Consider the following 25,362-nt stretch of genomic DNA (forward strand, 5'->3'; position numbering starts at 1 on the left):
TTTCAAATCTTCAAATTATTTCCCATAAACTCCCTTCAAGAAAGTTTCAACATCTAGTGGCGTTCTGCCTAATAAATCTGCTAAATCAGAACTTACTTCATCAAACTCACCATCTTTGATTGCTCCACTAAAGCCTGCAAATAAACCAATGTAATGTGCTGGAACACCCGCATCAGTAAGCGTTTTGGTGAATTCTTCTATACTTGGCGAAACATACACAATTTGCTTATCTGTTATTTCTGAAATGATATTGGCAATGTCTTGATAAGAATAAGTTTTTGCACCTGTAATGTCATAGATTTTATGCTCGTGTCCTTCACTGGTTAAAACGTTTGCTCCTGCTTCTGCCATATCTTCACGCCAAGCAAAAGCGGTTTTTCCATCACCAGCAGGTTGATAAATTACGCCTGTTTCAAGTACTTGCTCACCCACAAACATTGGTAATAAGTCGGTATACAAACCATGTTTTAGAATAGTATAAGCCAGCCCAGATGCTTTTAACCATTCTTCTGTTTTTAGGTGTCCTTCCGCCACAAAAGCAATTGGCGAAGTAGCTGTTTCATTTTTACGTTGGAAACTAGTGTACACCACATGCTTTACGCCTGCTTGTGTAGCTGCTTTTACTACATTTTCATGCTGAGGAATACGATTAGCAATATCATTTCCTGACACAAAATATAATTTATCAATCCCTGAGAAAGCAGCAACCAATGAATCATAATTGTTATAATCGCCAACGATGATGTTTACGCCTTTGCTTTTCAAGTCTTCAACTTTGGCAGCATCTCTTACCAATACTGAAATGTTTGAAGCCTCTGTTTTTCCTAATAAAAATTTTACTACTGCACTACCTAACCCACCTGTTACGCCTGTTACTAATATCTTGCTCATTTTTTTGATTGTTTATTTTAAAAGTCTTATTGCATACTAAAAGTAATTAAGTTACTTTTGGAGAGTAAAAGTAGTTTCTCTTTAATAACAAATCAAGAAGGCACTAAAAAGTTAGGCACTTACTTTAAAGTAAGTATTACTGATAATCAACATATTAGGATGGAAAAAATAATAGATAATTTTACAATTTCAGCCAATTGTCCTGTAAGGAATGTGCTGGACAGGTTTGGCGACAAGTGGTCGATACTTATCTTGATTGTTTTAGGACAAAACGGAACAATGCGTTTTAATGAAATCAATAAGACAATTGGAGATATTTCACAAAAAATGCTGACCGTCACCTTGAGAACTTTAGAAGCCGATGGGCTAATCTCAAGACAAGTATTTCCTGAGATTCCTCCTAAGGTAGAATACCAATTGACTCATTTAGGCTTTAGCCTTGTTCCACATATTAATAATTTAGCCACATGGGCAAACGAGCATATTGTAGAAATTAAGAGCTCTAGAGAGAAGTTTAAGGTGTAATGGCATCATAAACAAATTACTCCACACAAAATGCGTGGAGTAAATCTACAATACAACAAATTTATGAATCGTTTGCTCCTCTGTTTAGAAGGAGGCTGGTAAGTTCTTGTTTTATTGACCTTTTGATAAGGTAACAGTATTTTTTACGGAGGAATTTAATGTTGAATCAAGGTAAGCATTTTAGTAGCGTATCTTTTGCCTAATTCGCGATAACCTGCCGCATTAAAATGCAAATTATCGGCTGCATCAGTACATCCTGCAGAAGAAATAACATGAGCATTTGGAATGGTTTGTGGTAACGTAGCAATGATTTTGTTCATACTAGCACAAATGCCTCCTTGGTCTGCATTAACTGTTTCTCCAGCAAGCAATGGTACTTCCTCTGCTTTTAAATGAAGGTCATTTATAAGGTTATCATACACTATCTTTACTTTTTTAGTCCAAAGCGTATCATTTGTGTTGGATTCTCCCTGATGCAACAATATACCTTTAATAACTCCATCCTTCTGTGCCAACTTAGCCATTTCTACCAAACGACCATACGGATTTCCGTCGTATTCTTTTATCATGTTTTTCATCCAAGACGGTGCAGTACTCGTATAAGTTTCAAAATGGTCTTTATCAAATAATTCGATTTTACAACCACCAATCGCAACATTGATAATACCCACCTTTATATTTTTAGGGAGGTTTTCAATCATAGTCCTACCAAAATAATCTCCGGGGGTAATTCCTGTACGACAACGACACAAAGGAGGAATGGCAGTATACCATTGCCCTTTGCTCCTACCCAAATTAGGGCAGTCAACAGCTTCCATTACTTGAAAGCGAGGGTCAACATTAATGGTATCTTGGGCTTCCACAGGAGCATTTCCTTCCATATTCGACTGCCCAAAACTTAAGTAAATGTGAAAGTTTGTGTCTTGACCAAAAGCGGTAATACACGACGATAAAAAGAAGCTTAGTAGTAATGCGTACTTAAAAGGATTTTGTTTCATGGTTATTATTAAAATCTATCAATATTTAAGGATATAAAGTAAGCCATTTAGTTTTTGTTTCATTAGCACATTTTAACATATATATATCTAAAATGTTCAATTCCCTCTAAACAAAAGCTAATTTTATAGCATTATAGCTTGGGATTAGCTTTGAGCTATAAGCTTTCAGCCTTGAGCTTTTATTTACCATTGATATATTTTATTAATTAAAAAAGGGTAAGCATCCAATTGGATACTTACCCTTTTTATTGTTTTATTCTTTCCAACATCCCCAAAGCTGATAGCTCGTTACTCAACGCTATAAAGTTCCTTTTCTCATTTCTTTTACAGCATAATCAACAGAGCGAGCTGTCATTGCCATATACGTAAGCGATGGGTTTTGAGTAGATGTTGACGTCATAGAAGCACCATCTGTTACGAATACATTTTTACAGCTATGAATCGCATTCCATTTATTCAAGATAGATGTCTTAGGGTCTTTACCCATTCTTGCACCACCCATTTCGTGAATATCTAAGCCAGGTGTACGGTTTGAATCGTTCGTTCTAATATTAGTGAATCCAGCTTTAGTGTACATTTCCGTGAATTGTTCAAAGAAATCTTTCACCATCTTGCGGTCGTTATCATCATAATCAACCGAAATTCTCAGTTGAGGAATTCCCCAAGGGTCTACTTTCGATTTATCCAACGCTACATAATTAGTTTCCTTCGGAATAGTTTCGCCCATCATGTGCGAACCAACACTCCATACATTGTTATATGCTGGATTTAATAAAGCTTTTTTCAAATCTTCCCCTAAACCGCTTCTATCGTCGTGCTGATAATGCCCAGCCGAGAACCCAGCCGCATAACCACGCAAGAAATCCGTTTCTTGTTTTTCAACGTTTCTGAAACGAGGAACATAAGCTGAATTTGGTTTACGCCCATCGGTTGTACTATCCAAGAATCCTTCGTATTCTGCATTGATAGTTGCTGTATAATTATGGAAGGCTACATATTTTCCTAATAATCCACTATCATTTCCTAATCCGTTCGGGAAACGATGTGAAGTAGAATTCAACAATACCAAGTTTGAATTTAAAGCGGCCGCATTTACAAAAATAATTCGCGCATAAAACTCCATCATTTCCTTGGTAGTAGCATCAATTACTCTTACGCCTGTAGCCTTGCCTTTTTTCTCATCATAAATGATTGAATGCACTACTGAATTCGGACGTAATGTTAGTTTACCTGTCTTGGCAGCCCAAGGCAAGGTAGATGAATTACTACTGAAATAGCCACCATAAGGACACCCACGTTCACAAATCGTTCTGCTCTGGCATTGTGCTCGTCCTTGGTCATAATGCACTTGTTTAGGTGATGTAAGGTGCGCACAACGTCCTGTAATAATATGACGGTCTTTGTAGTTTTTGGCTACTTGTTCCTTAAAGTATTTTTCAACACAATTTAATTCATGTGGGGCTAAAAATTCACCGTCTGGCAAACTAGGCACATTATCTTTATTACCAGAAATACCAGCAAATTTTTCTACATAACTATACCAAGGAGCAATGTCTGCATAGCGTATTGGCCAATCTACAGCGAAGCCGTCGCGGGCAGGTCCTTGAAAATCATATTCAGACCAACGTTGTGTTTGACGAGCCCATAGTAATGACTTTCCACCAGTTTGGTAGCCACGAATCCAATCGAAGGGTTTTTCTTGTACATAAGGATGTTCGGCATCTTTCACAAAAAATTGTTCCGTACCTTCATAAAAGGCATAACATTTACTCACGATTGGATTGGCATCTTTTACTTCTTTTTTAATACGGCCGTGGTGTTCAAATTCCCAAGGTTGCATCAAAGTAGTTGGATAGTCGATTACGTGTTTTACATCTCTTCCTCGCTCCAGTACTAGTGTACGTAATCCTTTTCCTGTAAGTTCTTTAGCAGCCCAGCCACCACTTATTCCTGAACCAATCACGATGGCATCGTAAGTTTGGTTCTTTATAGCATCTATATTTAAATTGGACATAATCTTTTTAAAATAAAATTTGAGAGTAGTAATAATTAATACGGCAACAGATTGCTTATACTTTTAAGCTAAATTTTGATACTATTTTTTAATTGGTACACATCCGTGATAACGCCCCGGAACCATTTCAAAAATTCTTAGATTAGTCATCACATATTCAGAAACCAAGTATCCATCAATCGTAAGCCCTTTTACTAATTGAATAAATCCTTTGTCATCACTGTTTTGTGACATACTCATTTTCTTTAGAATATCTAATTTTTGTTTTGAATCGCTCTCCACAAAAGTTTTAGCATATTCCTTTTTTGATAATTCATCTACAGAAACAAGCCCTTTTGCAAAAATATCTTGCGACTTTTTATCATAGCAGTCTGCTACCATTTTCAAGATAAATTTATCTGCACCAAGCTCTTTTGCACCAGGTGTATCTGTTTTAGGAATAATAGTCTCTACGATTTCTGCCAATAAAGCCTCTTGGGAATAGCTAATCTTAAAGGTATTATTTTGAAGTGATTCTTTACTCCAAGCATTTGCCCAAGCTGGTAAAACGATTGTTCCCCCAATCGTAAGAGCCAAGTTTTTGATTGCCGAACGTCTTTGCATTATGTTAAGGTTAATTTATGAATACAAATAAAAGATTTTTTACCCTACGGATTAGACTGAGTTATGTGGTTTTATCACCTGTTAAAATTCAACTTAGAAAAAGAGATTTTCAATAGCTTACGGCTACAATTTATCATTTACTCTTTTTGGAATAAAAATCAAGGCTTTAAGTTACAATATATAATTTTATTTTAGGGCAAACTGTACTTTGTAAAGATAGCTTTACGTAAATAATACCTATTTATTGTAAAACTGTCTAACCTTATAAATTTCCCATAAAAAAAGGGTAATAAAGATAGGAAGAGGAGAAGATTAAGCTAGATAAATGTTGAGCAATGTGTTTTGTTGAATTGTGATAGAATCACAATTCAACAAAAATTTAGCCCTGAACAGGCTGTGCATCAGGGAAAAATGAATGCAATTTCAATAAGATAGATTCAACCACTGCATCAGGGCATGATGCCCCGCAAGTAAGCATAATCGTTACTTGTTCTTTTTGGGGTAAAAAATCACTCGTATGTTTTTCAGTTTTTGAATGTAAATCAAAATGACTGATGATATTTTTTGTTAATATTTTATCGGCAGAGGAAATAAAATAAGTAGGTAGTTTTTGTTCACAAAGCTCTACTAAATGTGATGTATTTGATGAATTATACCCCCCCGCTACTATTACTAAATCGGCATCTTCTTTTAATAGCCCATAAGTAGCACTCTGGTTATCATTGGTAGCATAACAAAGGGTATCTCGGGTATCTGCGAAATAGGCTGTTACATCGTTCCCTTCAATATTATGTTTTTGAACCATTATTTGCTTTAAATAATCGGCAATTCCCTGTGTATCAGAAGCTAGCATTGTAGTTTGGTTTACTACACCGATTCTTTGTAAATCTTTAGTAACATCAAAACCTTCTGAAAACTGTCCGCTAAATTCTTCATAAAATTGTTCTGCTGGTTTTTCGCCTGTGATGTACTTTGCCAATTCAATGCTTTGCTTCATGTCTTTTACAACCACTGTGGCAGCATTTTCTTTGGCGTGCGAAAATGTAGCCCTGGTTTCCTCATGCGCAGGTTTCCCATGCACTACAATCGTATAATCTTTCTGACCAATTGCTGTAGCACGGTTCCAAACTTTTTCTACAAAAGGACAAGTAGTATCGTATTGATAAGCATTGATACCTATTTCAGAAAGGCGTTGTTGTATTTCAATCGTCGTACCAAAAGCAGGTACAATTACGACATCATCTGAAGTCAGTTCAACCCAAGGGATTAATTGTTTACCAGAAGTATCCATGATAAAACTAACCCCTCTACTTAATAAATCAGCATTTACATCAGGATTATGAATCATCTCTGATAATAGAAAAATTCTTTTATCAGGGTTTTCTTCTATCGTTCTGTATGCTATTTCAACTGCATTTTCTACACCATAACAAAAGCCAAAATGCCTAGAAATCAAGAACTTTACGGAGCCATAGTCTAAGACTGTGGGTGTAAAGTCTTTTTTGAGTTTATCTTGAACACGGCGTTTCTCCTTGATACCGCCGATAATAGTACTCTTGTATAGATCAGGAATCTGAAATGATTTCATTTTCTTCATTTTTCTTCGAGCATCTCCTTCTAAAGGAGCTTCCACCCGAAACAGTTCAATATCAGAAGAATTACTAATTACCTCCATCTCTTTAAACAACTTTTTTGATTAACAGTTTTCAAAGTTACACGAAAAGTGTAAAATCAGGCCAAATAATTATTAGTAATTGCGCAATGGGTCACTAAAGTAAAAGTTTTATTTCTTTCTAATGATCTGTTTTGTAATTTAAAAATTTCATAAAATTGAACATGGGTAAGTCTTTATTAAAATACAAAAATTACGATGTGCATGCTATCACAACGGTTTCACCATTAGGAAAAATAAATGCCAACATTGCCACTTGGGTTATGCAAAGTGCTATGCAGGGGAAGTTTATTACAGTGGCTTTATACAAAACGGACTATACCATTGAATTGGTACGAGAAAGTATGATACTGAATGTAAATCTTTTGGCGAAAGACCAAGCCAAAAAGCTCATTACGAAACTGGGCAGAAAAAGTGGTAGGACTTCTAACAAATTTGTAAACTTGCCTTTTGAGATAGACGAAAGGGGTTGCCCCTACCTTACGGAAGCCATAGGTTATGTGCAATGTAGGTGTGTGGGAAGTATAGATTCTGGCGACCATGAATTATTTGTCTGTGAAGTATTAACACAGAAAGTATTGAATCCAGACAAAGAGGTATTGACCAACAATTATTTAAGAGCCGAGGGATTGGTGAGGGGGTAAATGGCTTTCGGATTTCGGCTGTCAGCTATCGGTATTAAGAAAACAAAAACGGCAATCGTGAAGATTGCCGCTACATTTATGTTAATCTGAAAAGCCGAAGTCTGACTTCGGAAAGCCAATTATTTTCTTTCAAAAATGACAGCAGCCCAGTTGTTCTTATTTTCAGTATGTGTTTTTATTAACCCCGCTTCTTTCGCTACGCCTTCTATGTCCTCAATATCATGTTGATAAAAACCACTTACAATCAATTTTGAAGGAGCGGGTTTCATAAATTCTACATATTTTGGAATATCACGCATCAGGATATTTCGGTTGATATTAGCCAAAATAATATCGTATTGGTCAGCAGGTTCATCTTCGATAGTTCCTTGACGAATTACGATGTTATCACAATCATTCAATTGTACATTTTCACGCGAATTCTCGGCAGCCCATTCTTCAATATCAAAACCTGCTACTTCCGAAGCTCCTAATTTTGAAGCAAAAATGGCTAATATTCCTGTTCCACAACCTACATCCAATACTTTTTTCCCTTGATGGTCTATCTCCATTTGTAAACTCAACACCATTGAAGTAGTTTCATGATGTCCTGTTCCGAAAGACATTTTAGGATTAATCAACAACTCATATTGAATAGTTGGGTCAGGCTCATGAAAATTAGCACGTACTCTCACACGACCGTTTGCTGCTAAGATAGGCTCATAGTTTTTCTCCCATTCCTCATTCCAGTTCTTTTTTTCTAAAGTCAAGTAGCTATAACTAATAGGAGTCATCGCTAAATATCGCTCCATAATTTCATCCAGTTGCTCTTCCGAAAACAAATCTTCTGTAATATAGGCGTTCAAACCCTCTGCTTCTTCGGTAAAAGTTTCGTAGCCAATTTCCCCTAGCTCAGCCATGAAAATATCCGAAAATTCTGGGTTGATGTTTAGTTTTACTTCTATGTAGTTCATGATTAAATTTTGATTTGCTTGTTTGCAGCCCCAAAGATAATATTTTCCAATGGCTTAATCTTAATATTTTGGGATGTAACAAATTTATGAACATACAAACAACATAGATTGTAATGAAATAAATAGATTGTATCAGACCTCTTTATTATTTGCTTTCGGAAAATTGAAAAGTAAAGAGGTAATAATAGGAATAAAGAAAATACCAACAGTCAGTCCTGAAATTACAATATCTGCAATATGGCTTTTTAGAAACTGACTAAAACTACTCTCTGGATAAAGATATTCATATAATGACAATAATAATTTTAACCCTAGAATAGCGATGACAATAAAAGCCGAAGTTTCTAAAAAACTGTACTTTTCCATCAATTTAACAAACCATTGTGCGATAAATCTCATGGCTAAAATACCAATAAATACCCCTATACAAACCAAAATAATATTGGGTGTAAACGCTACAGCCGCAAAAACATTATCGATTGAAAAAGCCATATCCATTAATTCTACCAAAGCTACTGTAGCCCAAAAAGTACCTAATGAACCAACAGTTAATTTATAAAGCCAATTGCTTTTTTTATCAATTAAATCATCTTCGGTAGTTTCAGTTTGTTTGCCTTTCCACCAGTCAAAAACTAGATATAAAAGATAAAGCCCTCCAATTGGCTTTAGCCACCAAATACTAATGAGAATTGAAGCAAAAATCATGGCTATTCCTCTGAAAAAGTATGCACCCCAAATACCATATTTTAATGCTTTATCTCGCTGATTTTGGGGTAAGTCCATTACCATAGTAGCTAAAACAGCCGCATTATCAACCGATAGTAAACTTTCGATAATGATTAAATTTCCAATGATGGCAAGTGAATTGCCAGGATGGTTGATTACATCTTGCCAAAGGATGCTAATATCTTGAATTAACGAATTCATTTTAAATGAGTTAAGTTTTAAATTATTGATTTGCCATCGTGATTACTACTACTCTTCCACCGTCTTCTTTTGATAGTAATAGTTTTTTCCCATTAGTCAATATTACCATTTCGTTAATACCTATCATTTTATCTTCTGTTAAATCCTTGAGTCCTGTTAGTTTTTGGTTCACTAAAACCCAAGCATTATTATAAAAAGTAAAGTATCCAACGGGTTCTTTTTGGGCAGGTGACAGGCGTTCGTTTCGGGTTATGTTACGATTTACATGCCACTGAAATAGATATTGATTGTTGTAAACCATCAGTCGATGGTTTTCTGGATGCCACACACTTGGTTTAAATTGGTGATATAGGTCTAATACAGGGAGTGTTCCTTTGTGGGGAGTACCACAAAAAGGGCATTTTGGCGTGGTGGTATTATCAAAAACGTACCACTTTTGTTCACAGGCTGTATTACTACAGGGCTGCATCAAGTCTGTAGTTTTTAATAGTGCCTGTTCCCACATATCGGCATTTGGGCGTTCGCTGGGATTGTGTAGCCCTTTGATAAAGGCTTGGTTAAATAACTCTTTTAGGTATGGCCCCGTTAGGGTATAAGGTAGCTTATTCACATCTGCCCAATAGGTATCCCATTTAGATATTTGGTTCATCTTGGGCCTGTTAGTAGCATCTGTGGGATGCTCGATAAACAAAGCTTTTTCACCCATTGAAAGCAAATCATCTTTTTCAGTATCTAGATCATGCACCTTGCCTCCTTTTAGCGGATGCCTGTGTAGTAGATACATATAGATTAGACATGCCAAGGCGTGGAGGTCAGTTAAACGATTGGGGAGCTTGCGGTTTGGATCTGTTCTGCCCAGATGTTTGGTTGCTAGTACCTCTGGAGCGATAAAGTCGGCTGTGCCAATTACTTCTGCTGCAAATAGCCCCGGCACTACTAAACCGTCTAAATCAATCATACAGGCAGACTTAGTAACTGGGTCAACTAAGACATTATTGTACGATAAATCCGAATGCGATAAACCCATTTGGTGCATTTTTTTTACGCCCCTAGCCAAATTGACACAAATCTGAAAATACCCCAACCAGTTACCCAATTCGCTTTCGTCCAAACGCAAAGGGAAAAGCTTATTTCTGAACTTAGAAGCAGCAAACCACTTTCCATTTTTTTCTTCGCCTTGAATTAAATCACTGGTAGCATAGCCTTTCTTAAAAAAGAATTTTGAATTATATATTGGTACAATTAAACCCGTTTTGCCTTCAATTTCAATCACATCAGTAGGCCAACGATATATTTCTTCTAGATAATAATCTCCTGCTTCTTTGGTTTTTATGGCATTGTAATACTGGGTTACAATCTTCGTAAGTCTTTCCTTTTGGTTAAAGTCTTGTTTGTCTTTAAAAATAGCGACTACGTATTTTTTGTCAGGGCTAAAATACACATTTTTTGCCGTGCCACTCTTGGGGTTTCCGTTATCAACATATTGATAAGTGGAATCGTTGATGATGGATTTTACTGTAATTACACCCATTATTTAGGAATTGTGAGTTGTAAGCGATAAGTTTTGAATTTGATATATTGCTAGTGAGCACTTTAATTCACAAAACAACGTCGTTTGTTTTAAACGTACTACTTTAACAATTGGTAATTTATGAGCAGTCTGTCGCCGCAGTTTAAATTTGTAATCACTAAATCGCTCATTCATTAAATCACTCAATTACTTAAAATATAACTGCCAATGTTCTGTCATCATGATTGCCAGAACTCCAAAAATCCATCCATGACGATAGTTGATTGGCTATTTCGGTGTTTTCGGGGTTGAAGGCTACAGTAATTTTTTCTTCGTTGTTTCCGCCTAAATCATCCAAAAAGGCTTGCCAATTTTCGATTTTTTCTAGGTTGGCTTCTACCACAAACTTAGGGTCGTAGATACCGTCGGTCATTAGCATTAAATACGAAAAGTCATCTACTAATTTAAAGCCAAAACGGGTGCTGAATTTATTGCTACTGAATATTTCAGACATTGTTATAAATCTAGTACCTCCACCATACTCACCTACATCTAGCCAATTCATTAATTTAATCTCTGTCAAGTCTTTGTTCAACAGTCCTATTGGGCAGTCGCCCACCCCAAACGACAGGATGGCATAGCCGAAGTCATACTTCTTGAATAAAACAAATATCAGGGTAGTATGAAAATCCTTGAGGTTTGCTTGGGTATCTGTAGCAAAAGCTTCTAGCTGTTTATGAACAGTAAAGGCAGCCGTTCCTAATTTGTTATACACAAAAAGGTTGAGTTTCTTTTGGGTATCTTCGCCAGTGCCAGCGTTATGTTCTAGCAGTAGGTTGTCGAACTCAGCAAAGGATTCTGCCGTTAAATTTTCAGAGAAATAGTCGATGATACCATCACAGGCTAGTTTTGAGCCTTTTCTTGAAAACTTGGCACTGCCTGCACCATCCGCAACGCATACTAGGTTCCAGCCTGTATCTGGAAAATGCTTAAAAGCAAAATCATCATCCCTAAAAGAACCTACATTGGCATGCGAACGCCCCCTTTTAGATGCCACAACAATGTGCCTGTCTCCAAGTTTTTCAAAAGCCTCCGCCTTGTCTTCCTTCCAATAGTTATCCTCTTGTTGGGTGCTGGGTATATCTTTCCAGAGCGACTTTGGGTCGGCGTTGATAATCAATGGAATGCGTTTTTCGTTCAATACTGAATCGTCGGCTTCGTCCCTCACCCTGAATTTCATGGAGATTTTAAAATCTCCGCTTTGGGTAGGCATTCCATTAATGCTTTCAGACTCGTTGTCGTAAGCTAAACCTAGGTGTTCTAAATTTTCAAATTCTGTAAAAACAATGTTGTCTTCCTCCATACCGCCAAGTTTGCACAAATCTAAAATGGCTTTATAGGGTTTGCCTACGGTAGCATTGGGTATAACAAGAGGGGTATCAATGATGTCCTGTATGATATTCTTTATTCTCCATTGCTCTGTCATCATTTTCTGGGTTTCCTGTATGATTTTTACCGCTTTAATATTGGTTTCATTTTGAACAAACTCCTCAAAAAGTTGTTTTCTGTGGGCAGGAACTACTATGCTTATTTGTCCAAAAAAGGTATCTATGTACTGCTTCGTTGTTTGGTTCATGGTAGGTATTATCCTTGGGTTCTGTTTACATCAAATCCGCCACTACTAAATCCATAACTACCGTGTACACCGCACGAAGGGCAAGTTGCACTTATTTCAGCTTCATTTTTATCATTTTCGTTAATATTTTGTGTACCAACGCAATGTAGTTCTCCACAGGCACACATCGCAAACGCATATTGGTTGCCACAGCATGGACAAGCGGGCATCCCTACCAGTTCTTCTGTATTGATTTTTGCAGAGATACCGTTGATGTCTGTTAACTCGTTGTACGTATCATCTACTTTATAGGCTCCTACAAGTCTGTATGAAAGGCTTTGATAATTAAAGCCCATTGTATTTGCATTACTCAAAAACTTCTTGTACTTGATAAGATATGGTTTTTTAGTATTTTGGCATTTTCCTGCTAATACTACAAAATTATTATCAATATATTGTTCTACGGGTTTGGCTTTAGCATTGCTAAAATCAATTTTGGTAAGCGAGCTATCGTCTAGCTTCGCCATTTCAAAACCACTATTATTGTTTTCTACACTGATGCTACTCGTTTTGATAGAGTCTGTAATCCACTTGAAGAATTTTCGGTAATCTTCGGGAGTCGCATTGTTGAACGTCAGGACGTTGTCGGTCAATTCATTTAACAAGGATAAGTCTGTCCCATTGCCAAAAGAAATGGCTACCATGTTGGCAGTTTTGCCCCAATGCTGTTTCCATTCTGTTATGGCGGCTTTGGTATCATCTGTTGGAACTCCATCTGTCAATAAAAATACAATGGGTTTCCAGTCGCCTTTTTGCTCCATAGTTGTTTTTACGATGTTTCGGCGTAATTCAAACATCAAATGCCCGAGTCCGTTACTAAGCGAAGTACCTCCTCCTATCGGGAATCGGGGAGGATAAAAACTTACTACTTCCTGTAAGGGTACTAAGGTTTTTGCTTGTCCCGCAAAGACGATAATCGAAATCCAAACGGTTTCGATAGCGTAAGGGTCGGTTTTGATGGCTTTGATGATGGTAGCGATACCATCTTCTACTTGCTGGATTGGGTCGCCCACCATTGATTCGGATACATCAATCAAGAAGTAAATAGGGAGTCGTCTCATTGTTTTACATTAAAATAATCGGTTCAACAATAGTAGAATTATTAATAATACAATTTGTGACATATCGACAGACAAACCTTGCCCAACCTCAAAGGGTTTAAAGGCAGATTTTAGTCCGTTGAGAATAGGGGTAAATAAGCTACTAAAAAAATCAAAAGCACTTTTGAACTGACCGCCTAGTCTATCTTTATAAGGCAAAAGTTTTGAATAAAGGAATAAACCAACGATAAGGATATTGATTAAAATATGGAGTATTAGGTTCATTATATTACAATATTTATTTCGCTTGGAGGAGGAGGTAAAGCGACAGATTCGCCCGTACCTTGGCTTTTATTTCCTTGTTCTATGGTATCTGAAACCCATTTAAAAAACTGCTTCAAGGTAGTGCTATCGGCATTGTCTAAATGAATTACGCTATCAGTCAATTCTTTCAAGAGGCTATCGTCTGCTAGTTTGCCTGCGGCACAGCATACAATCGCTCCAAAATTAAGGGACTTTATTTGCGGAAGCATCTCTCTATATAGTTGCAAATCGTTGGGTTTGCCATCTGTAAAAAGGAATAATAGGGGTTTCCAGTCGCCTTTTTGGGTGGGACTGCCCTTGATAATATCCGTTTTTACTTTTTGGTACAGCATCTCCAATGCCTTGCCCGTGTGGGTAGGCCCACTCTGTGGACAGGTGATTTCGGGCAACTGAAAAGAGGCTAATTCAGTAAGGGGTACTATTTCTTTTACTTCTCTATCAAAAGTCACAATACATATCCACAGCGAATCCAGTGCCTGAGCATCCATTCTGAGGGTATTAATCATACCGCTCAGGGCATTGTTTAATGCTTGGATGGGTTCGCCATACATTGAACCAGAAGTATCTAATAGAAAATAAACGGGTAATCTTCTCATCTTAGGGGTCAATTAAACTACAATATTCAGTTCTGATGGTGGCGGAGGCAATTCTTTTAAGCCTTGCACTTCTTTACCGCTGTCTTCTACCTTGGTTGATGATACACCGATAGAGGCTGTAACCCACAAAAAGAATTTTGAAATACTGGCACTATCTGCCGTGTCTAAGCTAACTACATCATTCGTGATTTGCTTCAAAATAGAAGTATCTGCACCACTACCAGCAGCACAAGCAATTGTAAAAGCAGTTTTATGCTTTTTAAACTCCGTTAATCCATGTTGCCAGTTATCTGTTGGAACACCATCAGTCATAATAAAAACCAAAGGCTTCCAATCACCTTTTTGTTCCATAGTGGTTTTAGCAACTTCTCGCTCAATACAATTACTCACTAATTTAAGGGCTTCTCCTAAAGCAGTTACTCCTGAGGCTTTTATATCAACCATCTGAAAAGAGGCTAAATCTGTCAATGGAATAATTTGCTGTGCACTAGTATCAAAAGTAATTACACTAATAAAAGCTGTTTCAATAGCTTGAGGATTTTGCCGTAATGAACTTATCATTACTTGTACACCATTTTTAACGGCTTCAATAGGTTCGCCATTCATTGAGCCAGAAGTATCTAATACTAAGTAAACGGGTAGTCTTCTCATATGCTTAATCCTTTGTGGATGATTGTTTAAAAAATTATCGATAATAATGGATTTTTAATCTATCCATCATTATCGACAATTTACAATTAATTACGTGGAATATTGTAGGTATTCCCATCATTGTTGCCACCATTATTGGGAATGTTGTAAGTAGGTTGGCTACTAGTGGAAGTGCTGGTACCTTGTCCAGGAATATTATAGTTTGTTCCTGTACCATATGATGCATCGTTATCATTAATCTGTGACATCACTATTCCAGTAACATCCTCGCCACCACTAAAATTATTATAGAGAGCACCAATAGTATAGATAGGTCCCCATGGAAGACCCCACCAACCCAACAACAGGTTTATTAATATACTACTCCATGAATGGGTAAAGGTTGAGCCCCCAGGTTCAATATAATAAATATCAGATGTTCGTCTGAAAGTCATGATAATAATAGAAATGGTATATTTAAAAAATACAAATTTACCACCTTGTGCTACACCATCTCTAAGTTCATTAGGTGTTAAGCCATTAGTATTAATTTCCATATGATTAGGTATAGTTATAAATATGACTGAATGATTCTGTGAATAGTTTGTCCTAAAAATGAGTCGTCCGTTGGATCACCAATAGCATCAAACTTCCACTTGTCATTTTTTTTATAAAGCTTACCTAATATTAATGATGTTTTCCCTCTGAATTGCGGTTCTGCTGCGATATTGTATGATGCAAAAACAGAAGAAACTTTAGTAGACGTACCTTCAAACATACGAATTTTAGCATAAGGAATCATTGAAAAATCTTCTTTACCTGCATTATTTAAGAAGAAAAATATCTTTGAAACATTAGGATTAATTTTCGTTAAATCTACTGTGATAATTTCATTATCTAAGCCATCGTCTCCACCAGAATCACCATTCAAATCATCTCCAGTATGTTTCAGTGCATTATCAATCGTATTTAATTTCCCTTTTGGCAAACCGAATTTTTGTAAAAAATCTATTTTATAAAGCGGTGAATAAATGTGATCACACAAATTGTTTTTATCATCAATCAAAACACAACTTAAATCTAAATCGATATTTTGTTTGTTAGTCGATAATCCAAAAAAACCTTTTGTTTCTATTGCTCCCCAGTTAGCTCCAACACAAAAATTTGTAAGTTCCGTTCCAGATTCTTTTCTTAAATCAATCTTCTGTCCTTTTGATAAATTAATTGCCATAGTATTAGTGTTTATTTTAGTTATATTTATTTAGATAATCTTCTAAGCCTCCTTTCATTCCAGAACCGACTGCCTCAAACTTCCACTCATCACCACGCTTATAAATTCTACCAAATTCAATAGCGGTTTCAATTGAAAAGTCTTCTTCTAACTCATATTTTAGTATTTCGATATTAGTAGTTGAATCAAAAACTCTAATGTATGAATTGCGCACTTGTCCAAAATTTTGCTTTCTATCTTCTGCCTCGTGAATAGTTACTACTATACAAATTTCAGTAACATTAACATCTATTTTAGAAAGATCTATTTTAATTTGTTCATCATCTCCATCTCCATCTCCTGTTAAATTATCACCAGAATGTTCCACAGCACCATCAGGTGTTTTTGAATTATTATAGAAAACAAAATGGTTGTCTGATAAGATTTTTTTGTTTGCACCCATTACAAAAATTGAAGCATCCAAGTCAAAATCTTTTCCTGTTGAAGAACTGTTAGTATCCCAACCTAAACCAATTGTAAATTTAGGAGCAGTCAGAGACCCTCGCTGTCCTTTTTGTAAATTAATTGCCATGTTAAGTAGTTATTATATTTTGAGTTTGAGTTATTTTTTGAATGTGTGATTCTAATGTAGTCAAATTCTCTCGATAGGCCTCAATTGTATGATAGCTATTGCCAATGGCCATATCATAAAGTAATTCAAGAAAACTATTATGATGATTTTGGATAAATATTTTGAATATAGTACTCTCTCCGCTTAAAATATATTTTACAATCCTAGTATTTATGGCGAATCTTTCATTTTTGATAATGCCATCTAAATCTAAGATAGATTTTACACAATAGTAGTTTAAAAAGTTTTCTACATTAGGATGGATATTTCGGTTAGATAATTCGGCAAAGTATAAAAGATGGGTTTCGTTTTCTAAATTATATTCCCTTAGCATTTTTGTAATCATCTTTTCATGACTACCAGTTATTTTAATGTCATCCAAGAAAATTAACACTTTATCTCTCAGGAAATCTTTATCTATATGAAATTTATCATTACCAATTAATTTCATACGTTGTATTTCATCCAACTCTCCATAATCTTCCTTATACGTAATACTACGAGTAACTTTTGTTTCTTGGACAACTTGGAAATTATTCGATGCTAGCCATCTGTTCAAACGAAATACAAAATAGTTTTTCATTGCAAATGTAGCTGTAGGAATAAAAGCAAATGGACTAGAGATAACCACTATCTGAGTATGAATTGGATATTTCATTAAATGGTCCTTAATAAAACCTTCTGCCAAACATGTACCAAATTCTTGGGCTATTGCATCATCTCCATATTTGAATTTGCTATAATGAGTAGGACTAAACCCTAGGCTTTCGATACTATTAATTTTATGTAGCGAATAAGTATTTTGCATTATTTTAATAAGTCAGAAATTGTATTTTTATTTGAGTTTATTTGAAAACTATTAATTTTTATAAAATTTGCGCCATAAATATCTGCTACTAAATTATCTCCAACATGAATAATCTCACTTGAATTTATTGGTCTATTTTCTTTTAGCGTCGAGACTTTATCAAGCATCAATTCGAAAAATTTGGGATTAGGTTTTGATAATCCCTCTTCATCAGAATAAAGTTGAAAATCGAAAAGATGCGCTAATTCTAATCTTTCTAATACAACTCTTAATGTTGAGCCTTTGATGAATCCAGTATTACTCAAAATACTCATTGAGGTCTCATTATTCTCCTTAATGGTTTTTAATGCATTTAGTGTGTTTTCATCATAAATTACAGGAATATATTGAAAGAAAAGTAACTCCATTTCATTAAGGAGCCATGTTATATCAAGATTATGGAAAATACAATCAGATTCGTTTATCTCATAAACAACCATCAAGTACATCTCCTCTGCACTAATATTTCCACCACTTTTCTGATTGACAGCATTAACCATTAAATCTATACGACGAAAAATGATTTCTACTTCTATTAAGGTTTTTTTTGAAGCATTAAAATGTTTAAAAAAGAAAAGTGCTCTTTCTTTTTTGAAGGTAGGATTTGATTTAATAAGTGTAAGCCAAAGGTCGAACGAATAATGTTTATATGTTTTCATAAAGGGTAGAATTAGGGTAGTTTTTTAAAAATTTACAAAGGATTATTTAATAATTTGTCCTTTAAAGTATTTAGACAAGAAGAAAGCCAAATCTTCTTTATATCCAATGCCTGAAGCTTCAAATTTCCAACTATTATTCCTTTTGTAAAGTCTTCCAAATTCGATTCCTGTTTCTACTGAGAAATCTTCATCCAATTCATATTTTGCAATCTCTTGTTTTGTATCTTCATCAACAATTCTGATGTATGAATTTCTGACTTGTCCAAAGTTTTGCTTACGAGCTGAAGCTTCGTGTATGGTTACGACAAAAAGAATTTCTTGAATATTTGGGTCTATTTTAGCAATATCTACTTGCACAGTCTCATCATCTCCATGTTCACTATTTCCTCCAGTAGGGTCATCGCCAGTGTGGTGCAAAGCTCCATCAGGAGAATCTACGTTCCCATAAAATACAAAAAAATCATCAGCAGGAATAATTCTATTGGCATCTATCATGAAAGCCGACGCATCCAAGTCAAAGCTCTCTCCTGTTCCTTCATTAGGATTCCAGCCAAGACCTACACTAATTTTGGACAATCCAATATCTATTTTTTGTCCTTTTACTAAACTTATTGCCATAGTTGAACTACTTAGTTATTTGAAGATTTCAAATATAACAATTTTTCTTTTTTACTTTATTTTTTCGATGAAAAATATTTTTCGTTTAATATTAGACTCTATTTTCTCTAATTTGAGTATTATTTCGCCCTAGTTGCCGACATATTTTCCTAAGAAATTGTTTGATATAGAATCAGGAGATAAGGTATTTAAATTAGGATGATTGTAAGCTAACATCTATGATAGTTGATAGATATAACACGAGAAGAATTGTTACACAGCATTTGTGAGTACAGTTGATAGTTAACGTAAATTCAATAAAAAACCCCTCAAACGTTACGTCTAAGGGGTTTTTTGTGGTAAAGGGCGGACTCGAACCGCCGACACACGGATTTTCAGTCCGATGCTCTACCAACTGAGCTACTTCACCTGAATCCCGCCTGTGTTTCGGGACTGCAAAGGTAGGAAACTTTTTTTTAGCACCAAACATTTTCTAAAAATAATTTCAAAAATTTTAAAATTATTTTTCAAATAGTATGCTTGCATAACAAATAGAAAACCCACATCTTTGTAACACACAATTAATTCAGTAAATTGTTAAAAAAATCACCAGATTTTCTTTAAAATCATCAAAAAGAGGTTCTGATACATTTTAATATTAAGTAAGCTAAACAGGCTTATTTTTCTGAACTATGCAAATCATTCAACAAATTCTCTTTGTAGCAGCTTTCGGTTTGGCAGCTTATTTTATTTCAAAACGCATACAAACCATTAAAAAGACCATTCAATTGGGCAGATCTGAAGACCGTTCGGATAACCCTTCTGAACGTTTGCAGATAATGTTACGAATAGCTTTCGGACAAAAGAAAATGTTTGACCGCCCCATCGTCGGTATTATGCACTTTGTCATTTATGCTGGTTTCTTATTAATTAATGTAGAGGTATTGGAAATTGTGCTAGATGGTATCTTGGGTACTCATCGTGTGTTTGCTCCAGTATTAGGAAGCCTCTATCCTATCTTGATTAATTTCTTTGAAATACTGGCTTTTGGCGTATTCTCGGTTTGTCTTATATTTCTAATCCGTAGAAATATTACCAAAGTAGAACGTTTGCAAGCTACAAGCCACCGTGAACTCAATGGTTTTCCTATAATCGATGCTAACACTATCTTATTTGCCGAAATTGTATTAATGACTGCCCTACTAAGCATGAATGCTGTCGATAGTATATTACAAGAACGTGGCAACCAGCATTATCATCAAGTAGGCTCTTTTGTGATTAGCTCTTTCTTGAAGCCAATCTTTATAAACTGGAATGAAACATCCCTCATTGTTTATGAGCGCACAGCTTGGTGGTTGCATATTCTGGGTATTTTGGGTTTTGCTTTATATGTTACTTACTCTAAACATTTACATATTTTCTTGGCCTTTCCGAATACTTACTTTTCGAATTTGAAGCCTAAAGGTGAAATGTCGAATATGCCAGAAGTGACAAAAGAAGTACAAATCATGTTAGGCTTAGCACAACCTGATGCCGAGGCTAGTACAGAAATTGCTCGTTTTGGAGCAAAAGACATTAAGGATTTGTCTTGGAAAAACCTGATGGATGCTTACTCCTGCACAGAGTGTGGTCGCTGTACGTCATCTTGTCCTGCTAACATTACAGGCAAAGCTTTGTCTCCTCGTAAAATCATGATGGATACCCGCGACCGTCTGGAGGAAGTAGGCAGAAATCTATCGATAAATGGAGGAATCTTTGTAGAAGATGGAAAGGCTTTATACGGAGATTATATTTCTTCAGAGGAATTACGAGCTTGTACCACTTGTAATGCTTGTGTGCAAGAATGCCCTATTAATATTTCGCCTTTAGATATTATCCTGCAATTACGTCGATACCAAATTATGGAGGAGTCTAGTGCACCTGCCTCATGGAATGCTATGTTTTCTAATTTGGAAACGAACCAAGCTCCTTGGAAGTTTTCTCCTTCTGATAGATTCAACTGGGCAAATGATGTAAAGTAACTAGTGATTTAAGGTGTACTAATTAGTTATGAATAACAATAAAATACTAATACTAGGTGCAACTGGAAGAACGGGAAAGCATCTTTTAAGCCTTGCTTTGGCAAGAGGATACGAAGTAAATATTTTAGTACGAGATATTCAAAAAATAAAAATCCAATCTGATAGGTTAAAAGTCTTTGAAGGAACACCAAGCGATTTAACAGTATTGGCAAGTGCTATCGAGAATTGTTCAATTGTAATTAGTGCATTAAATATTTCAAGAAAGTCTGATTTTCCTTGGGCTAAGTTACGTACCCCCAAAGATTTCATTGAAAAATCAATTCAAAATATTCTTTGTTTGAGTAATCAATATCCTATTAAGTCACTTATTGTTATTTCAGCTTGGGGTGTTTCGGAAACAAGAAATGATATCCCATGGTGTTTTAGATTAATGATAGATTATAGCAATATTAAGTTTGGTTATGAAGCACATGAACAGCAAGAAAAACTAATTAAATCCTCTAATTTAAATTGGACAATAGTTCGTCCTGTGGTTTTAACCAATTTCACTAAACAACATAAAGTACACTTTAGCTTAAATAGTATATCTAAACCCAGTTTGTTCATTAGTAGAAAAAACGTGGCGAGCTTCATGCTTGATATTTTAGAAACAAAAACATTTATCCATCAAACATTAACAATTTCTGAATAATGAAACCATTATTTAAGGTATTTATCATATTAATTGTCATTTGCTTTTTTGGCTATTTAATGGGTCCAAAGCCAGATGCTCCAATCATCAAAACTTATAGTTTTAATCTACCTAGTTCTTTAACCGACTTGGAAACAAAAATCAATACGGATGAAAAAGCAGTTGTGGGGATTCGCCCCGACTGTGAAGCTCGTATCATCTGGGCTGATACTGCCAAAAAGGTAAAGACTAAACTAGCAATCGTATATATCCACGGCTTTTCGGCAAGTCAGGAAGAAGGCGACCCTGTTCATACTAATTTGGCAAAAAGATATGGTGCTAATCTATACTTGGCTCGTCTTGCTGGGCATGGTATCGATTTGGGCGATTCTACTATGAAAAATGTCACGGCAGATGATTTTATTCAATCAGCCGAAGAAGCCTTAGCCATTGGCAAAAAACTGGGGGATGAGGTAGTTGTAGTAGGAACGTCTTTTGGTGGAGCTTTGACGTTGTATTTGGCTTCGCAACATCCCGAAATTAAATCGATTGTATTGTATTCGCCTTGTATTAAAATTTTTGATAGTAATGCGGAGTTAGTCGATAATCATTGGGGATTTGCTATGGCTAAATTAGTTAATCGTTCAGAAGTACGGGATTTCCCTCCTCATAACCCTATTCATGGCAGATACTGGAGCACACATTATCATTTAAATGGCGTAATTGCTTTGCAAAATTTCTTGACGAATATCATGACGCCAGCAACGTTTGAAAAAGTAAAATGTCCAACCTTTATGGGCTATTACTACAAAAATGAAGAAGAGCAAGACAAAGTAGTATCTGTACCAGCCATGTTAAAAATGTATCACGAATTGGGAGTACCTGCCAACGAAAAACAAAAAGTTGTTTTTCCAAATGCGGGAAATCATGTAATTGGCTCTTATGTTTTATCAAAAGACTACCAGCATGTTCAGCAAAAGACTGAAGTGTTTTTAGATAAGGTTTTGAAGTAAAGGCTTTGAGCAATCAGATTTCGACTGTCAGTCATTTTCAAATTTAGCTCATTTTCAAATTCTCAAATTAATCACAATGGCACCGAATCTTATTTTATATGCTGTTCCGTTTTTTATATTGACTGTCATTATTGAGGCAATATTTATTACACGCGAACAAAAAGATTATTTAGAAGCCAAAGACTCCTTTACGTCTATGGCGTTGGGGATTGGTAATTTGTTGACTGGTTTGATTACAAAAACGGCCATTGCTTTTATCTTTTTGTATTTGTATGACAATTTTCGGGTATTTACTTTAGATGGCACTGCTTGGTGGATGTGGGTTTTGGCATTTTTTGCTGACGATTTTAGCTATTATTGGTTTCATCGGGAAGCACACTTGATTCGATACTTTTGGGCTTCGCATAAAGTGCATCATTCTTCTGAAAAGTATAATCTGGCAACGGCGCTTCGTCAAACGTGGACAGGCAATATTTCGGGTTCGTTTATTTTTTATTTATGGATGCCTATTGTAGGCTTTCATCCGATAGTTATCGTGATTATGCAACAAATCAGTTTGTTGTATCAATATTGGATTCATACCGAAACGATTGGTAAAATGTGGAAACCCTTTGAATTTATCTTTAATACGCCTTCGCACCATCGGGTACATCATGGTTCGGACGTGAAATATTTAGATAAAAACTATGCTGGTATTCTAATTATTTGGGATAGAATGTTTGGCACCTTTATAGAAGAAGAGGAACGACCTACTTATGGACTGACGACTAATTTAAAAACTTATAATCCTGTAAAAATTGCCTTTAGCGAATGGATTGATATTGCTAAAGACGTTTGGAAGGCTGGTTCATTAAAGAATGCTTTTAATTATGTTTTCGCTCCTCCGGGCTGGAGCCACGATGGTTCTAGAAAAACAGCGAAGCAAATGCAGGAAGAGATAAATAATAAATAAACACTTATTAATAATAATGGATTTAAACGAGATTCTAACCCTAGCAAAAACTGATACTGAAAACAAAAACAAGGTTTTAATTATAGGTGAAATTACCCATGAATTATCAAATATTTTAACCCAGCAATCTGGCATTCAATTAACTAATTATCGATTTTCTATTGATGTATATGCGATAAAACATATTATTAAGAATCATGGAGTTCCAGAAATTGAAACACCGAAAGGTCAAGTAGCTATTACAGATGCTGACTTTAGCCTAATTCCAGAAATTTTACAAAACCCTGATTTAGTTTTCTATGATGGTCAAAATAAATTAGGTAAAGATGTTTTTCAATTTCAGAAAATAATTGGAGATAAATATGTAATAATTAAAGAGGTAAGAACAGGGAAAAAACAATTAGCTTTAAATTCCATGCGTATAATAAAAAAGAACCATCATTTCTGACAGTTCCTTTTAAAAACAACGAGCGAGTGCCTAAAAATTAATTTTATCCCTCCTCCTAACGTCCTAAACGTTTTTGTTCATTACAAAGATAATAAATAAATTATGATTTGTCCTGTGAAATAACGAAGAAAATCAATAAAGATATGTTAAAAGAAATAGAATATAAAGTGCCTACCATGGCAGAAATGATGAGCCTTGGCGAAACACCTGAAATATTATTTTGGGTAGGTTGTGCAGGTTCTTTTGATGACCGCTATAAAAAAGTAACCATTGCATTTACTAAAATACTCAATCATGTAGGCGTAAAATTTGCCGTACTCGGCACAGAAGAATCTTGCACTGGCGACCCTGCACGGAGAGCCGGCAATGAGTTTCTATTTCAAATGCAAGCCACGATGAATATTCAGGTATTAGACGGATATGGTGTAAAAAAAATCGTAACGGCTTGTCCACATTGCTTTAATACTTTAAAAAATGAATATCCAGCTTTAGGTGGAAACTATGAAGTAATTCACCATGCTACTTTTTTACAACAACTGATTGATGCAGGCAAAGTAAAGGTAGAAGATGGGGGCGAATTCAATGTCGGAGTGCCGACCAGACGTAAAATCACTTACCATGATTCTTGTTATTTAGGTCGTGCTAATGATATTTACGAAGCGCCACGTTCGGTCTTAGAAGCTTTGAATGCTGATTTGGTAGAAATGAAACGTTGCAAAACCAAAGGTTTATGCTGTGGTGCTGGCGGAGGACAAATGTTTAAAGAGCCTGAAAAAGGCAAAAAAGACATTAATGTAGAACGCATTGAAGACGCTTTGGCTACAGGAGCAACCACCATTGCCGTAGCTTGTCCATTTTGCATGGTAATGATGTCGGATGGGGTAAAAAACAAAGAAAAAGAAGATTCTGTAAAAGTATATGATTTGGCTGAATTGTTATTGGAAGGGATGAAGTAAATATTCTTCTGAATTACTGATTTTTATTGATGGCATGACTTGAAGTCATGCCATCAATAGGTTTAACTTTCCGTTTTTAACATCTTTTCAATTTCTTTAGCAGTTGAGCCACTATCAGTAGTTCCAAAAATTTGACCGATTTGCGGTGAAAATAAGTACTTCTCGTTTGTTTCTGAAAACTTTACCCAATAAAAATCTAAGAAAAAAACGATTGGTTCAATACTAAAATCAACCGAGCGTAAATAAGTTTTTTTGCCTTTGTAATTGAATATATAAATATTTTTTTCATCGTAAGAAATGGAATTTATGTTCATAAAAAACATCAATCCTATTATTGAAATGAGGTATATATAAAC

Annotated in this window: 28 protein-coding genes and 1 tRNA gene; 8 read left to right on the top strand and 21 right to left on the bottom strand. The window is 35.5% G+C overall.

Annotated elements, in window-relative coordinates:
* Nucleotides 1–15: 15 nt before the first annotated feature.
* On the bottom strand, nucleotides 16–891 hold the full coding sequence (locus tag AC07XN_RS13010; RefSeq protein WP_494743402.1) for an SDR family oxidoreductase: 876 nt from the start codon (nucleotides 889–891) through the stop codon (nucleotides 16–18).
* Between the two features lie 159 nt (nucleotides 892–1,050).
* Here AC07XN_RS13010 and AC07XN_RS13015 point away from each other — a divergent pair, with 159 nt between their 5' ends.
* Nucleotides 1,051–1,416: a winged helix-turn-helix transcriptional regulator gene (locus tag AC07XN_RS13015; protein WP_309915197.1), complete on the top strand. Its 366-nt coding sequence runs from the start codon at nucleotides 1,051–1,053 to the stop codon at nucleotides 1,414–1,416.
* Nucleotides 1,417–1,571: 155 nt separating this feature from the next.
* On the opposite strand, the gene AC07XN_RS13020 is transcribed toward AC07XN_RS13015, so the two are convergent.
* The 4 genes from AC07XN_RS13020 to AC07XN_RS13035 all read right to left on the bottom strand — a co-directional run bounded on the left by AC07XN_RS13020 (nucleotide 1,572) and on the right by AC07XN_RS13035 (nucleotide 6,619).
* Nucleotides 1,572–2,414 (bottom strand): sialate O-acetylesterase, encoded by an 843-nt coding sequence (locus tag AC07XN_RS13020; protein ID WP_309915195.1) that lies wholly within the window; start codon nucleotides 2,412–2,414, stop codon nucleotides 1,572–1,574.
* A gap of 298 nt (nucleotides 2,415–2,712) precedes the next feature.
* A complete protein-coding gene (locus tag AC07XN_RS13025; protein ID WP_494743403.1) occupies nucleotides 2,713–4,428 on the bottom strand; it encodes a GMC oxidoreductase in 1,716 nt (571 codons plus the stop codon).
* An 81-nt stretch (nucleotides 4,429–4,509) separates the two neighbouring features.
* Nucleotides 4,510–5,031 carry a gluconate 2-dehydrogenase subunit 3 family protein gene (locus AC07XN_RS13030; RefSeq protein ID WP_494743404.1) on the bottom strand — a complete coding sequence of 174 codons (522 nt, stop codon included), beginning with the start codon at nucleotides 5,029–5,031 and terminating at the stop codon, nucleotides 4,510–4,512.
* A 379-nt stretch (nucleotides 5,032–5,410) separates the two neighbouring features.
* Nucleotides 5,411–6,619 (bottom strand): 4-hydroxy-3-methylbut-2-enyl diphosphate reductase, encoded by a 1,209-nt coding sequence (locus AC07XN_RS13035; RefSeq protein ID WP_309915945.1) that lies wholly within the window; start codon nucleotides 6,617–6,619, stop codon nucleotides 5,411–5,413.
* Between the two features lie 248 nt (nucleotides 6,620–6,867).
* Here AC07XN_RS13035 and AC07XN_RS13040 point away from each other — a divergent pair, with 248 nt between their 5' ends.
* A complete protein-coding gene (locus AC07XN_RS13040) occupies nucleotides 6,868–7,347 on the top strand; it encodes a flavin reductase family protein (protein WP_494743405.1) in 480 nt (159 codons plus the stop codon).
* Between the two features lie 119 nt (nucleotides 7,348–7,466).
* Here the strand turns inward: AC07XN_RS13040 and prmA are convergent, their stop codons facing one another.
* The 15 genes from prmA to AC07XN_RS13115 form a co-directional block, all read right to left on the bottom strand.
* Nucleotides 7,467–8,300, bottom strand: a complete 834-nt coding sequence (gene prmA / locus AC07XN_RS13045) for a 50S ribosomal protein L11 methyltransferase (RefSeq protein WP_494743406.1) — start codon at nucleotides 8,298–8,300, stop codon at nucleotides 7,467–7,469.
* Between the two features lie 132 nt (nucleotides 8,301–8,432).
* Nucleotides 8,433–9,227 (bottom strand): DUF475 domain-containing protein, encoded by a 795-nt coding sequence (locus AC07XN_RS13050; protein WP_494743407.1) that lies wholly within the window; start codon nucleotides 9,225–9,227, stop codon nucleotides 8,433–8,435.
* A 22-nt stretch (nucleotides 9,228–9,249) separates the two neighbouring features.
* Complete coding sequence (locus AC07XN_RS13055; RefSeq protein WP_494743408.1) at nucleotides 9,250–10,758, bottom strand: helix-hairpin-helix domain-containing protein; 1,509 nt, start codon at nucleotides 10,756–10,758, stop codon at nucleotides 9,250–9,252.
* A gap of 190 nt (nucleotides 10,759–10,948) precedes the next feature.
* Nucleotides 10,949–12,373, bottom strand: a complete 1,425-nt coding sequence (locus AC07XN_RS13060; RefSeq protein ID WP_494743409.1) for a PP2C family serine/threonine-protein phosphatase — start codon at nucleotides 12,371–12,373, stop codon at nucleotides 10,949–10,951.
* Nucleotides 12,374–12,381: 8 nt separating this feature from the next.
* Nucleotides 12,382–13,473, bottom strand: a complete 1,092-nt coding sequence (locus tag AC07XN_RS13065; RefSeq protein ID WP_309915172.1) for a TerY-C metal binding domain-containing protein — start codon at nucleotides 13,471–13,473, stop codon at nucleotides 12,382–12,384.
* Nucleotides 13,474–13,482: 9 nt separating this feature from the next.
* Nucleotides 13,483–13,737 carry a hypothetical protein gene (locus AC07XN_RS13070; protein ID WP_309915169.1) on the bottom strand — a complete coding sequence of 85 codons (255 nt, stop codon included), beginning with the start codon at nucleotides 13,735–13,737 and terminating at the stop codon, nucleotides 13,483–13,485.
* Nucleotides 13,737–14,372 (bottom strand): vWA domain-containing protein, encoded by a 636-nt coding sequence (locus AC07XN_RS13075; RefSeq protein WP_309915165.1) that lies wholly within the window; start codon nucleotides 14,370–14,372, stop codon nucleotides 13,737–13,739. Before AC07XN_RS13075 ends, AC07XN_RS13070 begins: the two co-directional genes overlap by 1 nt.
* Nucleotides 14,373–14,384: 12 nt before the next feature.
* Complete coding sequence (locus AC07XN_RS13080) at nucleotides 14,385–15,023, bottom strand: vWA domain-containing protein (RefSeq protein WP_309915163.1); 639 nt, start codon at nucleotides 15,021–15,023, stop codon at nucleotides 14,385–14,387.
* A gap of 86 nt (nucleotides 15,024–15,109) precedes the next feature.
* Entirely contained in the window at nucleotides 15,110–15,559 is a 450-nt protein-coding gene (locus AC07XN_RS13085) for a hypothetical protein (protein WP_494743410.1), read from the bottom strand.
* 14 nt (nucleotides 15,560–15,573) lie between these two features.
* Nucleotides 15,574–16,233, bottom strand: coding sequence for a TerD family protein (locus AC07XN_RS13090; RefSeq protein ID WP_494743411.1), 660 nt, complete (start codon nucleotides 16,231–16,233; stop codon nucleotides 15,574–15,576).
* A gap of 16 nt (nucleotides 16,234–16,249) precedes the next feature.
* The gene (locus tag AC07XN_RS13095) at nucleotides 16,250–16,804 is read right to left on the bottom strand and encodes a TerD family protein (RefSeq protein ID WP_494743412.1); all 555 of its coding nucleotides are present in this window, start codon (nucleotides 16,802–16,804) and stop codon (nucleotides 16,250–16,252) included.
* Between the two features lies 1 nt (nucleotide 16,805).
* Nucleotides 16,806–17,651: a phosphoribosyltransferase family protein gene (locus AC07XN_RS13100; RefSeq protein WP_494743413.1), complete on the bottom strand. Its 846-nt coding sequence runs from the start codon at nucleotides 17,649–17,651 to the stop codon at nucleotides 16,806–16,808.
* A complete protein-coding gene (locus AC07XN_RS13105) occupies nucleotides 17,651–18,349 on the bottom strand; it encodes an HAD family hydrolase (RefSeq protein WP_309915148.1) in 699 nt (232 codons plus the stop codon). Before AC07XN_RS13105 ends, AC07XN_RS13100 begins: the two co-directional genes overlap by 1 nt.
* Nucleotides 18,350–18,391: 42 nt before the next feature.
* Nucleotides 18,392–18,967: a TerD family protein gene (locus AC07XN_RS13110; RefSeq protein ID WP_309915145.1), complete on the bottom strand. Its 576-nt coding sequence runs from the start codon at nucleotides 18,965–18,967 to the stop codon at nucleotides 18,392–18,394.
* A gap of 336 nt (nucleotides 18,968–19,303) precedes the next feature.
* Nucleotides 19,304–19,376: transfer RNA gene (locus AC07XN_RS13115), tRNA-Phe, on the bottom strand.
* A 262-nt stretch (nucleotides 19,377–19,638) separates the two neighbouring features.
* Here AC07XN_RS13115 and AC07XN_RS13120 point away from each other — a divergent pair.
* From AC07XN_RS13120 to AC07XN_RS13145, 6 genes are all read left to right on the top strand, one after another.
* Complete coding sequence (locus tag AC07XN_RS13120) at nucleotides 19,639–20,967, top strand: 4Fe-4S dicluster domain-containing protein (protein ID WP_494743414.1); 1,329 nt, start codon at nucleotides 19,639–19,641, stop codon at nucleotides 20,965–20,967.
* A gap of 28 nt (nucleotides 20,968–20,995) precedes the next feature.
* Nucleotides 20,996–21,658: an NAD(P)-dependent oxidoreductase gene (locus tag AC07XN_RS13125; RefSeq protein WP_494743415.1), complete on the top strand. Its 663-nt coding sequence runs from the start codon at nucleotides 20,996–20,998 to the stop codon at nucleotides 21,656–21,658.
* A complete protein-coding gene (locus AC07XN_RS13130) occupies nucleotides 21,658–22,650 on the top strand; it encodes an alpha/beta hydrolase (protein WP_494743416.1) in 993 nt (330 codons plus the stop codon). Before AC07XN_RS13125 ends, AC07XN_RS13130 begins: the two co-directional genes overlap by 1 nt.
* Nucleotides 22,651–22,726: 76 nt before the next feature.
* Nucleotides 22,727–23,602 carry a sterol desaturase family protein gene (locus tag AC07XN_RS13135; RefSeq protein WP_494743417.1) on the top strand — a complete coding sequence of 292 codons (876 nt, stop codon included), beginning with the start codon at nucleotides 22,727–22,729 and terminating at the stop codon, nucleotides 23,600–23,602.
* Nucleotides 23,603–23,618: 16 nt separating this feature from the next.
* Nucleotides 23,619–24,050 carry a PBECR3 domain-containing polyvalent protein gene (locus tag AC07XN_RS13140; RefSeq protein ID WP_494743418.1) on the top strand — a complete coding sequence of 144 codons (432 nt, stop codon included), beginning with the start codon at nucleotides 23,619–23,621 and terminating at the stop codon, nucleotides 24,048–24,050.
* Between the two features lie 143 nt (nucleotides 24,051–24,193).
* Complete coding sequence (locus tag AC07XN_RS13145) at nucleotides 24,194–25,006, top strand: (Fe-S)-binding protein (protein WP_494743419.1); 813 nt, start codon at nucleotides 24,194–24,196, stop codon at nucleotides 25,004–25,006.
* 62 nt (nucleotides 25,007–25,068) lie between these two features.
* Here the strand turns inward: AC07XN_RS13145 and AC07XN_RS13150 are convergent.
* Nucleotides 25,069–25,362 (bottom strand): hypothetical protein (locus AC07XN_RS13150; RefSeq protein ID WP_494743420.1); only part of this gene is annotated, 294 nt, incomplete at its 5' end.

It is taken from the genome of Arcicella sp. GW458-12-2-14-TSB2 (genome assembly GCF_059423785.1).

Coding starts and splice junctions, on each gene's coding strand:
- AC07XN_RS13010 (WP_494743402.1), bottom strand. CDS start 891: ATGAGCAAGATATTAGTAACAGGCGTAACAGGTGGGTTAGGTAGTGCA.
- AC07XN_RS13015 (WP_309915197.1), top strand. CDS start 1,051: ATGGAAAAAATAATAGATAATTTTACAATTTCAGCCAATTGTCCTGTA.
- AC07XN_RS13020 (WP_309915195.1), bottom strand. CDS start 2,414: ATGAAACAAAATCCTTTTAAGTACGCATTACTACTAAGCTTCTTTTTA.
- AC07XN_RS13025 (WP_494743403.1), bottom strand. CDS start 4,428: ATGTCCAATTTAAATATAGATGCTATAAAGAACCAAACTTACGATGCC.
- AC07XN_RS13030 (WP_494743404.1), bottom strand. CDS start 5,031: ATGCAAAGACGTTCGGCAATCAAAAACTTGGCTCTTACGATTGGGGGA.
- AC07XN_RS13035 (WP_309915945.1), bottom strand. CDS start 6,619: ATGAAATCATTTCAGATTCCTGATCTATACAAGAGTACTATTATCGGC.
- AC07XN_RS13040 (WP_494743405.1), top strand. CDS start 6,868: ATGGGTAAGTCTTTATTAAAATACAAAAATTACGATGTGCATGCTATC.
- prmA (WP_494743406.1), bottom strand. CDS start 8,300: ATGAACTACATAGAAGTAAAACTAAACATCAACCCAGAATTTTCGGAT.
- AC07XN_RS13050 (WP_494743407.1), bottom strand. CDS start 9,227: ATGAATTCGTTAATTCAAGATATTAGCATCCTTTGGCAAGATGTAATC.
- AC07XN_RS13055 (WP_494743408.1), bottom strand. CDS start 10,758: ATGGGTGTAATTACAGTAAAATCCATCATCAACGATTCCACTTATCAA.
- AC07XN_RS13060 (WP_494743409.1), bottom strand. CDS start 12,373: ATGAACCAAACAACGAAGCAGTACATAGATACCTTTTTTGGACAAATA.
- AC07XN_RS13065 (WP_309915172.1), bottom strand. CDS start 13,473: ATGAGACGACTCCCTATTTACTTCTTGATTGATGTATCCGAATCAATG.
- AC07XN_RS13070 (WP_309915169.1), bottom strand. CDS start 13,737: ATGAACCTAATACTCCATATTTTAATCAATATCCTTATCGTTGGTTTA.
- AC07XN_RS13075 (WP_309915165.1), bottom strand. CDS start 14,372: ATGAGAAGATTACCCGTTTATTTTCTATTAGATACTTCTGGTTCAATG.
- AC07XN_RS13080 (WP_309915163.1), bottom strand. CDS start 15,023: ATGAGAAGACTACCCGTTTACTTAGTATTAGATACTTCTGGCTCAATG.
- AC07XN_RS13085 (WP_494743410.1), bottom strand. CDS start 15,559: ATGGAAATTAATACTAATGGCTTAACACCTAATGAACTTAGAGATGGT.
- AC07XN_RS13090 (WP_494743411.1), bottom strand. CDS start 16,233: ATGGCAATTAATTTATCAAAAGGACAGAAGATTGATTTAAGAAAAGAA.
- AC07XN_RS13095 (WP_494743412.1), bottom strand. CDS start 16,804: ATGGCAATTAATTTACAAAAAGGACAGCGAGGGTCTCTGACTGCTCCT.
- AC07XN_RS13100 (WP_494743413.1), bottom strand. CDS start 17,651: ATGCAAAATACTTATTCGCTACATAAAATTAATAGTATCGAAAGCCTA.
- AC07XN_RS13105 (WP_309915148.1), bottom strand. CDS start 18,349: ATGAAAACATATAAACATTATTCGTTCGACCTTTGGCTTACACTTATT.
- AC07XN_RS13110 (WP_309915145.1), bottom strand. CDS start 18,967: ATGGCAATAAGTTTAGTAAAAGGACAAAAAATAGATATTGGATTGTCC.
- AC07XN_RS13120 (WP_494743414.1), top strand. CDS start 19,639: ATGCAAATCATTCAACAAATTCTCTTTGTAGCAGCTTTCGGTTTGGCA.
- AC07XN_RS13125 (WP_494743415.1), top strand. CDS start 20,996: ATGAATAACAATAAAATACTAATACTAGGTGCAACTGGAAGAACGGGA.
- AC07XN_RS13130 (WP_494743416.1), top strand. CDS start 21,658: ATGAAACCATTATTTAAGGTATTTATCATATTAATTGTCATTTGCTTT.
- AC07XN_RS13135 (WP_494743417.1), top strand. CDS start 22,727: ATGGCACCGAATCTTATTTTATATGCTGTTCCGTTTTTTATATTGACT.
- AC07XN_RS13140 (WP_494743418.1), top strand. CDS start 23,619: ATGGATTTAAACGAGATTCTAACCCTAGCAAAAACTGATACTGAAAAC.
- AC07XN_RS13145 (WP_494743419.1), top strand. CDS start 24,194: ATGTTAAAAGAAATAGAATATAAAGTGCCTACCATGGCAGAAATGATG.